The following is a 13,203-nucleotide window of genomic DNA, read 5'->3' as shown; positions in this document are numbered from 1 at the left end:
CTGCCTGGTCCCGGACAGCGACGAGCGACGTTGGCGGCCAGGTTTCCTGGCTTGCGGGTCAAAAAACGCCGTCCTCGCCTTCCCAGTTTCCCAGTGGCGCCGAGGTGATCAGACCCCGGACGGACGACGCTCTCGCCGCCTACAGTTGCGGGCACAGCCACGGTGTCTCACCGTGTTCCCTAAACCGCCTGGCGCGGCCTATCGCAGGGGCGACAAGCCTGTGCAAGGGCCGTTCAACGGCCTTGAGCCGCCGGGCGCGATCCGTCACCCTGTCGCCACATGAACGCGCCCGTCACCCACCCGCCCGAAATCGCCGCTTCGCTGGAGGGTGCCACGCCGTTCATGGCGCAATATCTGACGGCCAAGGCGGGTCAGCCGGACGCCATCCTCTTCTTCCGCATGGGCGACTTCTACGAGCTGTTCTTCAAGGACGCCGAGGTCGCGGCCGCCGCCCTGGGCATCGCCCTAACCAAGCGAGGCAAGCACCAGGGCGAGGACATCCCCATGGCCGGGGTGCCGGTCAATTCGATGGAGGGCTACCTCGCCCGCCTGATCCGCAAGGGCCATAAGGTCGCCATCTGCGAACAGCTGGAAGACCCCGCCGAGGCCAAAAAGCGCGGCGGCAAGGCCGTGGTCCATCGCGGCGTAGTCCGGGTGGTGACGCCCGGCACCCTGACCGAGGACAGCCTGCTGGACGCGCGCGGCGCCAATCGCCTGGCGGCGGTCGCGGTGCGCAAAGGTCGGGCGGCGGTCGCCGTGGTCGAACTGTCGTCCGGCGCTGTGGATTCCGTCGCCTGTTCGCTAGAGGACCTGGGCGCGGCCCTCGCCGCGTTCCGCCCGTCGGAGGTCCTGGTCACCGACCGGATGTATTCGGACGAGGCGACGCGCGACGCGCTGGACGGTTCGGGCGGCGTGGTCCAGGCGCTGGCCAGCGCCATCGCCGAGCCGCAGGCCGCACGCGTGCGGGTCGAACGGCTTTACGGCGTCTCCGCGCTGGACGGTTTCGGCGCCTTCGAGGAGGCGGAGATCTCCGCGCTCGGCCTGATCGCCGCTTATCTGGAGACGACCCAGGCCGGCAAGGTCCCCGCCCTGGCCCCGCCGCGCCGTCTGGGCGAGAGCGGCTTTCTCGCCATCGACCCGGCGACGCGAACCAGTCTGGAGATCGACCGCACACAGCGCGGCGAGCGCGAGGGCTCGCTGCTCGCCTGCATCGATCGCACCGTCACCTCGGGCGGCGCCCGCGCCCTGGCCGAACGGATATCCCGCCCCCTGCGCGATCCGCTCGCGATCAACGAACAGCTCGACGCCGTCGAATGGCTGCTGGAGCGGCGCGAGCTCAGGCGCGACCTGCGCGAGGCGCTGAAGGCGTCGTCGGACATCGCCCGCGCCGTCGGGCGGCTGGCCCTGGGTCGGGGCGGCCCGCGCGACCTGGCGGCCGTGCGCATCGGCCTGTCGATCGCGGAGGGCGTCGCCGGCCTGTTTGTCGGCCAGTCGGGGGGCCAGCTCGATCCCCTGACCGGCCAGCCGCGTCGCATCGCCTCGGCGCTCGACCGGCTGACCCTGTCTGCCGACGTGTCGCGGCTGAAGGCCGATCTGATCGACGGCCTCGTGGACGAGCCCTCGCACCTGGCGCGCGACGGCGGCTATGTGCGCCCCGACTATCGCCCCGAACTGGACGCCGCCCGCACCCTGCGCGACGACAGCCGCCGCGTCGTCGCCGATCTGGAAGCGCGCGCCGTCGCCGAATCCGGCGTGCCCTTCAAGGTCAAGCACAACGCCGTCCTCGGCTATTTCCTGGAAACCTCGGCCAAGGCGGCGGAACCCTTGTTCCGCGCCGGTCCCGACAGCCCTTTCATCCACCGCCAGACCCTGGCCAATCAGGTGCGCTTCACCACCGTCGAACTGTCGGAACTGGACGCCAGGATCAGCCAGGCCGGTCACCGCGCCCTGGCCATAGAAGGCGAGACCTTCGAGGGCTGGCGCCGCGAGGCCGCCCGCCTGGCCCAGCCGCTGCAGGCGGTGGCAGAGGCTTTAGCCGAACTGGACGCCCACGCCGCCCTGTCCGAATGGGCGCAGGAGGTCGGCGCGACCCGGCCCGTGGTGGACGACACACTGACATTCTGCGTCGAGGCCGGCCGCCACCCCGTCGTCGAGGCGGCGGTCAAGGCGCAAGGATCGCCCTACACACCCAACAACGCCCGGCTGGACGGATCGGGACAGGACGGATCGCGCCTCGCCATCGTCACCGGCCCGAACATGGCGGGTAAATCGACCTTCCTGCGCCAGAACGCGCTTCTGGTGATCCTGGCCCAGGCCGGCGCCTTCGTGCCCGCCCGGTCGATGCGGCTGGGCGTCGTGGATCGGCTGTTCAGTCGCGTCGGCGCCGGCGACGACCTGGCGCGCGGCCGCTCCACCTTCATGATGGAGATGGTCGAGACCGCCGCCATCCTAACCCAGGCGACGCACAAAAGCTTCGTCGTTCTGGACGAGATCGGGCGCGGCACCGCCACCTACGACGGCCTGGCCATCGCCTGGGCCACGGCCGAGGCTCTGCACGAGACCAATCGCGCCCGCACCCTGTTCGCCACCCATTATCACGAGCTGGCTCAGCTGGAGACGCGGCTGGACCACGTCTGCAACCTGTCCATGGTCGCGCGCGAGTGGAACGGCGAACTGGTCTTCCTGCACGAGGCTGCGCCCGGCGCGGCCGACCGTTCGTATGGCGTCCAGGTCGCCAAACTGGCCGGCGTCCCCGCCTCCGTCGTCGCGCGCGCCCGCTCGGTGTTGAACCGGCTGGAAGGTGAAAAGGCCGCCGCCGCCCGCCTGGACGACCTGCCCCTGTTCGCCGTCGCCGAGCCGGAGCCGATGCGCGGCCCTTCGCCTCTGGAGAAGGCCATGCAGGACGTCGATCCCGACGCCCTCAGCCCCCGCGAAGCGCTGGAAGCCTTGTATCGCCTGAAGGGTCTGGCCTGAGCCGACTACGCATCAACCCTTATAGGGTGAGAATTTTAACCTCGTTCCGGCAAGTCAGAAGCTCGGCCCCTCCACCGGCCTTTCTACTCGGACCAGACGATGAAGCTCAGCGCCCTTTCCCTGTCGGCCAAGACGGCCTTGATGGTTATCGCCGCCCTCGGCGCCCTGACCCTGGCCGTGATGGCGGTCGCCGCCGTCCTGTTGACCCGCGACGCCGAGGCCAGAGCGGCCGAGCGTCAGGAAACCAATATGCGGGTCGCCTGGGACGTGCTGGCCGACTATGGCGACGGCTTCACCGCGCGCGATGGCAAGCTCTACGTCGGCTCGACCCCGATGAACGATTTCACCGCCCCTGTTGATCGGGTGAAGACCCTGGTCGGCGGCACCGCGACGGTCTTCATGGGCGACCTTCGCGTCACGACCAATGTGGTCAAGGACGACGGCGCGCGCGCGGTCGGCACCCGGCTGAAACCCGGCCCGGTCTTCGACGCCGTGCTCAAGGACGGCAAAGCGTATCGCGGCCAGGCCGACATCCTCGGCAAACCCTATTTCGTCGCCTACGACCCGATCAAGACGGCGGCCGGCGAGACGATCGGCGTCCTGTATGTCGGCATTCCCAAGGCCGACTTCATGGCCTCGGTGAACCATGTGATGATCGCCCTGTTCGCCTGCGGCCTGGTCGTGGCCCTGCTGACCGTGGGCGCCTGCCTCTATGTGTCGCGCCGGATGTTCTCGCCGCTGAAGGGCCTGTGCGACCGGATGGAATCCCTGCGTCAGGGCCGCACCGACTTCGACGCCCCCTGGGTCGCGCGCGGCGACGACATCGGCCAGATCTCGCGCGCCGTCATCGCCTTCCGCGACGCCGCCGTGCGCCAGAAGGAAACAGAGACCGAGGCCGAAACCATGCGCGAGACCGCCCGCGCCACCCGTGTCGCCAGCGAGGCGGATCGCGAACGCCTGGCCGCCGAGGACGCCGTCGTGGTGGAGGCCCTGGGCGACGGCCTGGCCGCCCTCGCGCGCGGCGACCTGACCTACCGCATCACCACCACCTTCGCCGAGCGCAGCCGTAAGCTGAAGGACGACTACAACGCCGCCGCCGACACCCTGACGGCGACCATGGGCGAGATCATCGAACTGGTCGGGGCCATGCGCGCCGGCACGGCCGAGGTCACCACCGCCACCAACGACCTGTCGCGCCGCACCGAGCAGCAGGCCGCCGCCCTGGAAGAGACCGCCGCCGCCCTGGATCAGATCACCGTCACGGTGAAGAAGACCGCCGAGGGCGCCCAGTCCGCCGCCGGCATCACCGCCAAGGCCCGCAGCGGCGCCGAGGAGCGCGAGCGGATCATCGCCGACACCACCGCGGCCATGGGCCAGATCGAGAGCACCTCGGGCCGTATCGGCGAGATCATCGGCGTCATCGACGAGATCGCCTTCCAGACCAACCTCCTGGCCCTGAACGCCGGGGTCGAGGCGGCCCGTGCGGGCGAGGCCGGTCGCGGTTTCGCCGTCGTCGCCTCCGAGGTCCGCGCCCTGGCCCAGCGTTCGGCCGACGCCGCGCGCGAGATCAAGGGCCTGATCGCCGCCTCCAGCGCCAGCGTCGGCGACGGCGCCCGCCTGGTGGCCCAGACCGGCGGCGCCCTGACCGCCCTGATCGGCCAGGTGGCGGAGATCAATCTGCTGGCCGCCGAGATCGCCGCCTCCGCCCGCGAACAGGCGGTGGGCCTGGCCGAGGTCAATGTCGCGGTGAACCAGATGGACCAGACCACTCAACAAAATGCTGCGATGGTCGAACAGACCACCGCCGCCAACCAGGCCCTCAGCCACGAGGCCGAGACCCTGGCAGAACTGGTGTCGCGCTTCCGCATCGAGGCCGGCCGCCAAACCCACGACCGCGAGAACGCCTGGGCCGCCTGACGCACCACTGAAAGACAAAAGGCCCGGCCGCTGCGAAGCGACCGGGCCTTTTTCTTGACCTGAAGCCCCGCGCCTTTCGGCGCGGCGCCGGATCAGGCCTGCATCATCCAGCCTTCGACATCCATGGCAGCCTGGCGCACGGCTTCCGAACGGGTCGGGTGGGCGTGGCAGGTGCGGGCGATGTCTTCCGACGCGCCGCCGAAGCTCATGGTGATGGCGGCTTCATGAATCATCTCCCCGGCCTGCGGGCCCATGATGTGGACGCCCAGCACCTTGTCGGTCGCGGCGTCGGCCAGCACCTTCACGAAGCCGTCGGTCTCGTGGTTGATCTTGGCGCGGCTGTTGGCGGCGAACGGGAACTTGCCCTTCTTGTAGGCGACGCCCGCGGCCTTGAGCTGATCCTCGGTCTGACCGACCCAGGCCACTTCGGGGAAGGTGTAGACCACGCTGGGCACCAGGGCGTAATTCACGTGGCCGTATTTGCCGGCGATGGTTTCGATCACGGCGACAGCGTCCTCTTCCGCCTTGTGCGCCAGCATCGGGCCGTGGGTCACGTCGCCGATCACCCAGACGCCGCCCTCGTTGACCTGGCCCGCCACCTTGAAGTTGTCATGGTCGATGAAGCCGCGCTTGCCCGGCGTCACGCCGACGCTCTCCAGGCCCAGGCCGTCCGTGTAAGGACGGCGGCCGATGGCGACCAGGACCACGTCGCCCTTGATCGTTTCCGCCGCACCGCCGGCCGACGGTTCGACCGTCAGTTCCACCCCGTCCTTGACCGACTTTGCGGCCGTGACCTTGGCGCCCAGTTTGAACGTCATGCCCTGTTTGGTCAGGGTGCGCTGAAAGGCGGTGGCGACCTCGGCGTCCATGCCCGGCGTGATCCGGTCCAGGAACTCGACCACCGTGACCTCGGCGCCCAGCCGGCGCCAGACCGAACCCAGCTCCAGGCCGATGATGCCGGCGCCGACCACGATCAGCTTCTTGGGCACGGCCGGCAGCGACAGGGCGCCGGTGGAATCGATCACCTTGCCGTCCTCGAAGGCGACGCCCGGCAGCGGGGTCGGCTCGGAGCCGGTGGCGATGACGATGTTCCTGGCGTCCAGCGTCTGGACCGATCCGTCGGCGGCGGTGACTTCCACCTTGCCGGTTCCGACGATCTTGCCCCTGCCCTTGATCCAGTCGGCCTTGTTCTTCTTGAACAGGAACTCGATCCCCTTGGTCAGGGCGGTGACGCTCTCGTCCTTGGCCGTGTGCATCTGGTCCAGGTTCAGCTTGGGCTGGACCTCGATGCCGATCTTGGCGAACTCGGTATTGGCGGCGTTCCACAGTTCCGACGCGTGCAGCAAGGCCTTGGACGGCATGCAGCCGACGTTCAGGCAGGTGCCGCCCAGGGTCTCGCGCATCTCCACGCAGGCGACCTTCAGGCCCAGCTGGCCCGCACGGATTGCGGCGTTATAGCCGCCAGGGCCTCCGCCGATGATGACGACGTCGTAGGCGGCGGTGGCTTCGGCCATGGTATCCTCTGGTCTTCTGGCGCGCGGGGAAAGGCGCGCGGACACTAGAGCATGATCGTTTCTGGTGGAACCGCTTCGCGGTTCCGACAGAGGCGTGAATCATGCTCTCGATTAAAAATAGAGCCTGATCGGCGTTGGCCCCGCACGGGTCAACCGCTGCCCGCCATATGGGGCCGCGTTTCGACCAATTGCAGGGGGTCAGACGACGAAAAAGGGCCGGGCGTCGCCGCCCGGCCCCTTCAATCACGTTCGGTCGGCGCGCTTACAGCTTGAAGCGCACGCCCATGAAGACGTTGTAACCGAACTTCTCGTACTCGTAGGTCCGCTCCTTGACGCCGTAATAGCGCACGCCGGCCGAGTCCGTCAGGTTCTTGGCCTCGCCGAACACTTCCACGCCGTTGCCGAAGTCGTAGCTGGCGGTGAAGTCTAGCTGACCCCGGCCCTCGACGTACAGATCCTTGCCAGGGTTGTTCGCGTCGATCGCCTCCAGGAAGTCGCCACGTCGCGTGTAGGAGATGCGGGCGCTGAAGCCGTAGCGCTCGTAGAACAGGGCGGCGTTATAGGTCTTGTCCGATTGACCCGGCAGGGCGAACGTGTCGCGGAAGCTCCCTGGAACGGCCGTGCTGCCGAAGGCGCGGCGCGTTTTCATCTCCGCGTCCGTCAGGGTGTAGTTGGCGAAGACGCCGAAGCCCGAAGCCCAGCCCGGCAGGAAGTCGAACGTCTGCTGCCAGTTGAATTCGATGCCCGCCAGATGGCCTTCATAGGCGTTGCGCGCCTCGGTGAAATCGGCCAACCCGTTCGGCGACGGCGTATAGGGCGCACCCTGCGTCACCAGCACGAAGCGATAGTTCGACAGGTCCTTATAGAAGGCGTTGGCCGAGATCACGCCCAGCGGCCGCAGATAATATTCCAGACCGGCGTCGAAGTTGTTCGACAAGGTCGGCTTCAGATCGGGATTGCCGCGCGTCACCGTCGTGCGGCCGCTGTCCGTCGTGTCCAGAACGCGCGGCACGATGTCGGTGTAATCAGGACGCGAAATGGCGCGGGTCAGGGCGAAACGCCCGACCAGTTGGTCGCTGAAGTTGTGGCGCAGAGTCAGGTTCGGGAAGAAATCGGTCTGGTCGCGGTCCACAGTCACCGGCGTCTGCACGCCCGACAGGGCCACGCTGACGGCCGAACCTTCAAAGTTCGTCTTCTCGACCCGCAGCCCGATCAGGACGTTGGTCGCCCCGATGTCGAACCTGGCCTGACCATAACCCGACAGGATGTCCTCGTTGGCGGTGTAGTCGGCCGTGATCGACTGCGGGATGCGGCGCACGCCGGCGGCCGGGTCAGGGTTGGTCGAGCCGGCCCGGACGCGGTCGAAGTAGTCGGTGGCCAGACCCGCGTCGAACTTGAAGCCGAGATTGTAGTCGTAGTTTTCAGAGCGACGGTCGCTCAGAAGCGGCGCCAGGGCGCCCGAGTTGGCCGCCGCGGTCCGGTCGCGGAACCGTTCCTCGTCCGCCGTCACGTCGCGGGTGCTGTATTTGGCGCCGAACTTCAGCGTGACTTCACGGCCGCCGATGACCGTCGGCAGTTCGAAGTTTGTCTTGAACGCGACGTCGTCCTGCTCGGTCGTGTTGGAACGGAAGGTGTTCTCGCGGAAGGCGTAGTTGTTGGCGTTCAGATAGAAGCCCGTCGGCTCGGTGAAGACCGAATAGGTCGGCTGGTAGTGGTCGGCCGTGTTGTAGGACATCGTCGGCACTGCGGTGGAGCGATAGACCAGCTCGTCGCGGTTCGGATAGGTCTGTTCGCTATTGGCGAATGACAGGGTCGCATCCAGAACGGCGCCGTTGCCGAACGTGTGTTCGCCGCCCAGCGACACCGTGGAGATGGTGTTCTCCTGGGTCCGGTGACGCAGTTGCTTGAAGATTCGGGCGCCGGTGAAGGTGGCGCTGGTGTCGGTCGAGCCGGGCTGCAGAACGCCGTCGCTATAGGTCAGGTTCAGCGTGTTGCGGAACTCTTCGTCGCGGAACTGGGCATAGGAGCCGCGCAGCCAGAATCGCGTGGCGTCCGTAGGGCGCCACTCCAGGGCGCCGGTCACGGCCTTGCGGGTCCGCTCGGTCTCGTAATCCTTGAAGAGGGTGTTCTCCAGGCCCCAGATCTGGCCGCCGCCCTGCGCCGGCGTGCGGTTGATCAGCAACCAGCCGTTCTCGACGTTGTCCGGCCGGCGGTTGGTCTCGGAATAGCTGACCGACACCAGGGCGCCGAAGGTCTCGTTCGGGCCGAAGACGTTGGCCGCCGTCGCGCCCGCGCGGGTGTCCGAACCGCCGTAGTCGTTGTAGCTGCCGCCGGCGTAGCCGTTGAGCGTCAGGCGGCGCTTGTCGAACGGCGAGCGGGTCTTGATGTCCACGGCGCCGGCGATGGAATCGGCGTCCTGGGCCGGCGTCAGGGTCTTGGACACCTCGACGCTGGAGACGATATCCGAAGGCAGGGTGTCCAGGTCGACCGCGCGGGTCGTCGGCGACACGGCCGGGATGGCGACCCCGTCCACCGACACGGCGGTGAAGGACGACGGCGCGCCGCGCACGTTGATGTAGCGGCCTTCGCCCTGGTCGCGCTGGATGGCGATGCCCTGGACGCGTTGCAGGGACTCGGCGACGTTGGGGTCGGGATAACGACCGATGGCGTCGGCCGACAGGACGTTGACTGTGCCTTGCGCATTCTTCTGCTGGTTCAGCGAGCGGGCGACGCCGTCGGTGATGACGCCCGTCACGACCACGTCGGCCACGTCGGTGGCCGCCATATCGGTCGAGGAACGGGCGCCCAGGACGATGGCGACATTGGCGCTTTCGCCCGGCGTGGTCATGACCGTCTGGCTGGTCGAGGGCAGACCCAGATAGTTCACGTCCAGAACCACTTGGCCGCCGGCGGCCGGCAGGGTGAACTCGCCCTGGTTATTGGTGACGGCCCGCTGGCCGGCGCCGCGCACCAGGATCTCGGCGCCCGGCAGGGGCGCGCCGGCCGCGTTGGTCACGCGGCCATAGATCACGTCGCCCGAGACGGCGGCGGACGCCGAAGCCGCGATGGCGACATCGGCATGCGCAGGCAGGGCCAGCGGCGCCAGGATCATCGGCGCAAAGGCTGCGCCCATCAGCAGATTCAGTTTCATCTCATAGGTCCCCTTCGGCGAGCGACGTTTCGCTTCAGCCGATGGGAGGCCCGATTAACGTTTGGCGACGACGCGTAAGCGACGGTTCCACGACGTGGAGTTCGCGAATTTCGGACAAGACGGCGACGATTGATCCTTTGACGGATCATTGGTCGTCGAAATGACGCTCAAGCGTCACGCTTGCGCCGTTGACCGGGGCGGCGGCTTCACGACAGGACGCCATCAGACCATTTCGGGGACCAGAATGCGCCGCTCGACCACCCGCCTGCTGTCCGCCTGCGCCATAATGTCGCTTCTGGCCGCCTGCGCCACGACGGAAGTCGATTTCCAGGGCGAGGGCGAAGGCTTCGTCGGCCCCGGCGCCCCGGTCCAGGCCGTTATCGAAACCCCGTCGGTCGGTACGGCCGGTCAGGACGCCGCCGACGACCCCGCCGTCTGGGCCGGCGCAACGCCGGTCACGGTGATGGGACAACAGACCCCCGGCTTCGTCGCCGGCACGGACAAGAAGTCCGGCCTCTATATCTATGGCTTCGACGGCCAGATCCTGCAGTTCCTGCCCGAGGGCCTGCTGAACAATGTCGATGTGGTCGAGGGCCTGTCGGTCAGCGGCCGCCCGCAGGTGGTGCTGGGCGCCAGCGACCGCACGCCGGGCAAGACGGGCATCTCGCTCTATACCTTCGACCCGGCCGGGACCGGCCAGAACGGCGTGCGCTATTGGGGCGCCGTCGCCACCGACGTGATCGAACCCTATGGCTTCTGCTTTGCGCGTCGCGGGGCCGAGGTCCACGCCATCCTGGTCGGGCACGAGGGCGAACTGCGCCAGTTCGTCCTGGGCGTGGACGCCGCCGGCAAGCCCACGGCCCGCGAGGTCCGCCGCGCCGAGATCGGAACCATCTCCGAAGGCTGCGCCGCCGACGAGGCGACCGACGCCCTCTATATCAACGAGGAGAACGTCGGCCTGTGGCGCTATGGCCTGAACCCGGCGTCGGGCGCGGCCCGCACCCTGATCCAGCCCATCGCCAAGGATATCCTGGTCGCCGACGCCGAGGGCCTGACGACCATCACCGACGCCTCGGGCCGCTACCTGATCGCCTCCAGCCAGGGCGATTCCACCTTCCCCGTCTGGCGCATCGACGGCGCGGCGCCGCAATATAAAGGCCGGTTCAAGGTCGTGGACGGTGCGGTCGACGGCGTCACCGGCACCGACGGCCTCGCCGCCGCCAGCGGCCCGGCCGGCCCCTTCCCCGAAGGCGTCGTCGTGATCCAGGACGACGTCAACGATGTGGGAACGCAGAACTTCAAATACGTGGACTGGCGCGACATCCGCAGGGCGTTGGGGTTGTAACGGCCGCTAGGCGCTTCTTCAGCAGCCACAGGCAAGGCTGACCCAGATCTGTCAACCTAAGCGCAATATCCAAAAGTCGGCAATGGGTCAGTGTTGGCTTTCGACCCAATGCGGACTCTGATCAGCTTGGCCGCTGCGGGCCGTGCGTTTTGCCTTATGATCTTCGCCAACACCCATCGACTCACGTCGTCAGGAGGTTGGAGCAGCATGTCGTTTGACGAACCTAGCTGGATCGTGCGGGCGCCGGGTGATTTCGAGCGGTTTGAAGCGTCCCTCAACGGGGCGGCCTACGGTCCACACCGGCACGACACATACGCCATCGCCATAACCGTCGCGGGGGTGCAGAGCTTCTCCTACCGCGGATCGCGGCGCCATTCGCTGCCCGGTCAGATCGTCGTTCTCCATCCGGATGAGCTTCATGACGGCCACGCCGGGGACGGACGACACTTCCAGTACCGGAGCGCCAGCGTCGCACCATCCGCGCTGCAGGAGGCTCTCGGCGGACGCGCCCTTCCTTTCCTTGCCGGGGGCGTGTCTGACGACGCGCGGCTGCACGCGGCCGCCACGGCCCTTGTTGGTGATCTCAATCAGGCCCTCGGTGGCCTGGAGTATGATCAGGCCATGCTCGACCTCGCGGACGCGCTGTCAGACCTTGGGAGTGAACAGACGTATCACCGACGCGTGGATCTCCAGGCGGTGGCGCTGGCGCGCGCGTTCATAGACGCTCACCCGGACAGCAATGTCCGACTTGATGATCTCGAACGCGTCAGCGGGCAGGATCGTTGGCAGCTCTCGCGCGGATTCCGGGCGCTGCTGGGCGTCAGTCCATATCGCTATCTGATCTTCCGCCGCCTCGACACAGCGCGAACCATGATGAACGGCAGGACCCCGCTTGCAGAAGTCGCCGCTGCCAGCGGGTTCTCTGACCAGAGCCACCTGACGCGACACTTTCGGAGCGCCTACGGCCTGACGCCGGCGCAATGGCAACGGCTCAATCGTCCTAGACCTGTAAGAGGCGCGCCCAACAGCGGCGACCCCGAAACCGACGCCCTGCGTCAGTGGGAGTGAACGCACACGATCGTTCTATAACTGGACCGCGACCCGCTTCAGTCTGCGGGTATGAACCTCAGAACCATTTACAGCACATCACCGGCGCGCGGCTGGCTTCCATGGGCGCTTCTCACCCCCGTCATCTGCATCGCCCTCGCGATCGCCACCGAGATTCCGTCCACTCTTTTTCTTGAGCGGTTCGGCTTTGTGGATGCACAAGGCGAATTCGTCGGCGCCCAGGGCCTCACGGCGATGCTGGTTGTATCCTTCATCACCTGGTTGCTCGCCGTCGCCGCATGGATAGCCGTCGTCGAGCGGCGGAATGCCGGCACAATCGGTCTTACGAGACACGGTGCGGCGCAAGGATTCTATGGCGGCCTGGTTGTTGGCGTCGTCATGCCGTCGGCAATGATAGCCTGTATCTGGTTGGCTGGCGCCTACGAGCCTGGCGAACTGTTCCCGGCCGCTCAGTTCTCTGGCGCAATCATCGCAATGGCTGGCCTCTTCGTAGGCTTCCTCGTTCAAGCCAGCATCGAAGAAATCATTTTTCGCGGATGGCTCATCTCAGTCATCACACGCCGCGCGAACCTTGTCGTTGCCGTCCTGTTATCGTCGCTTACCTTTACGCTGCTCCATTTCTCCCGAGGTCAGCCTTGGCTCGTCACCGGCAACATCCTGCTTTTCGCTCTCTTCGCGAGCGCGTGGTCCATCTCATCCAACAACATCTGGGGTGTGATGGGGTGGCACGTGGGATGGAACTGGATAATCGCCAGCGGCTTCGACGTGCCGGTCACCGGCCTCGACGCGGGCGTGCCCGCGCTCATCGTCTCGCTGGCCCCAGCCGGAACGGACTTTCTCACCGGTGGCGCGGATGGCCCGGAGGGAAGCATCTTCTGCACGCTGTTCCTTGTCTGCGGCATCATCTTCTTTATATGGCGCATCGCACGAAAAGGCAGAGACGTCGGACCGGATCACAACAAACCTGCGGGCGCGCAGATTTGACGATGCGGCCAAGCGCATCCCCGACACTCGCCCCCACCCCATGATCCTCGATTAGAATAGGCCTCGCCTTCAGGGGTTCGGCGCTCTCCAGCACCCTGACCTTGCCCGTGATGGTGCTGACAGCTTGACGTGACCCCCTGAAACTCCTCCAGGAATAGCTAGAGTCCGCCCCTCGAAAGGACGGACAGAATGAAGCGATCAAGATTCACGGAAGAGCAGATCATCGGGATCCTGCGCGAGCAGGAGGCCGG

7 protein-coding genes and 1 riboswitch are annotated in these 13,203 nt (G+C 67.0%); of the genes, 5 read left to right on the top strand and 2 right to left on the bottom strand.

Going from position 1 to position 13,203, the window contains the following annotated elements; translation table 11 throughout:
• Positions 1–18: 18 nt before the first annotated feature.
• Positions 19–229: riboswitch (cobalamin riboswitch) on the bottom strand.
• A gap of 50 nt (positions 230–279) precedes the next feature.
• Positions 280–2,973, top strand: coding sequence for a DNA mismatch repair protein MutS (mutS, locus tag WC597_RS05535; RefSeq protein ID WP_372692295.1), 2,694 nt, complete (start codon positions 280–282; stop codon positions 2,971–2,973).
• 99 nt (positions 2,974–3,072) lie between these two features.
• Complete coding sequence (locus WC597_RS05530) at positions 3,073–4,890, top strand: methyl-accepting chemotaxis protein (protein ID WP_372692294.1); 1,818 nt, start codon at positions 3,073–3,075, stop codon at positions 4,888–4,890.
• A gap of 92 nt (positions 4,891–4,982) precedes the next feature.
• Here WC597_RS05530 and lpdA read toward each other — a convergent pair whose 3' ends face one another.
• Positions 4,983–6,404 carry a dihydrolipoyl dehydrogenase gene (gene lpdA / locus WC597_RS05525; RefSeq protein WP_372692292.1) on the bottom strand — a complete coding sequence of 474 codons (1,422 nt, stop codon included), beginning with the start codon at positions 6,402–6,404 and terminating at the stop codon, positions 4,983–4,985.
• A gap of 262 nt (positions 6,405–6,666) precedes the next feature.
• On the bottom strand, positions 6,667–9,555 hold the full coding sequence (locus tag WC597_RS05520) for a TonB-dependent receptor (RefSeq protein WP_372692291.1): 2,889 nt from the start codon (positions 9,553–9,555) through the stop codon (positions 6,667–6,669).
• A 244-nt stretch (positions 9,556–9,799) separates the two neighbouring features.
• Between WC597_RS05520 and WC597_RS05515 the strand changes: the two genes are divergently transcribed.
• The 3 genes from WC597_RS05515 (at position 9,800) to WC597_RS05505 (ending at position 12,952) form a co-directional block, all read left to right on the top strand.
• A complete protein-coding gene (locus tag WC597_RS05515; protein WP_372692290.1) occupies positions 9,800–10,900 on the top strand; it encodes a phytase in 1,101 nt (366 codons plus the stop codon).
• A gap of 207 nt (positions 10,901–11,107) precedes the next feature.
• Entirely contained in the window at positions 11,108–11,968 is an 861-nt protein-coding gene (locus WC597_RS05510) for a helix-turn-helix domain-containing protein (RefSeq protein WP_372692288.1), read from the top strand.
• Between the two features lie 51 nt (positions 11,969–12,019).
• On the top strand, positions 12,020–12,952 hold the full coding sequence (locus tag WC597_RS05505) for a CPBP family intramembrane glutamic endopeptidase (protein ID WP_372692286.1): 933 nt from the start codon (positions 12,020–12,022) through the stop codon (positions 12,950–12,952).
• Positions 12,953–13,203 lie beyond the last annotated feature (251 nt).

The organism is Brevundimonas sp. (assembly GCF_041648115.1).
Classification (GTDB): domain Bacteria; phylum Pseudomonadota; class Alphaproteobacteria; order Caulobacterales; family Caulobacteraceae; genus Brevundimonas.
The sequence above is the reverse complement of the archived record's forward strand: the minus strand, read 5'-3'. Positions and strand labels throughout refer to the sequence as shown.

Excerpts from the sequence above, each read along its gene's own strand:
- mutS (WP_372692295.1), top strand. The coding sequence starts at position 280 with ATGAACGCGCCCGTCACCCACCCGCCCGAAATCGCCGCTTCGCTGGAG.
- WC597_RS05520 (WP_372692291.1), bottom strand. The coding sequence starts at position 9,555 with ATGAAACTGAATCTGCTGATGGGCGCAGCCTTTGCGCCGATGATCCTG.
- WC597_RS05530 (WP_372692294.1), top strand. The coding sequence starts at position 3,073 with ATGAAGCTCAGCGCCCTTTCCCTGTCGGCCAAGACGGCCTTGATGGTT.
- WC597_RS05510 (WP_372692288.1), top strand. The coding sequence starts at position 11,108 with ATGTCGTTTGACGAACCTAGCTGGATCGTGCGGGCGCCGGGTGATTTC.
- lpdA (WP_372692292.1), bottom strand. The coding sequence starts at position 6,404 with ATGGCCGAAGCCACCGCCGCCTACGACGTCGTCATCATCGGCGGAGGC.
- WC597_RS05515 (WP_372692290.1), top strand. The coding sequence starts at position 9,800 with ATGCGCCGCTCGACCACCCGCCTGCTGTCCGCCTGCGCCATAATGTCG.
- WC597_RS05505 (WP_372692286.1), top strand. The coding sequence starts at position 12,020 with ATGAACCTCAGAACCATTTACAGCACATCACCGGCGCGCGGCTGGCTT.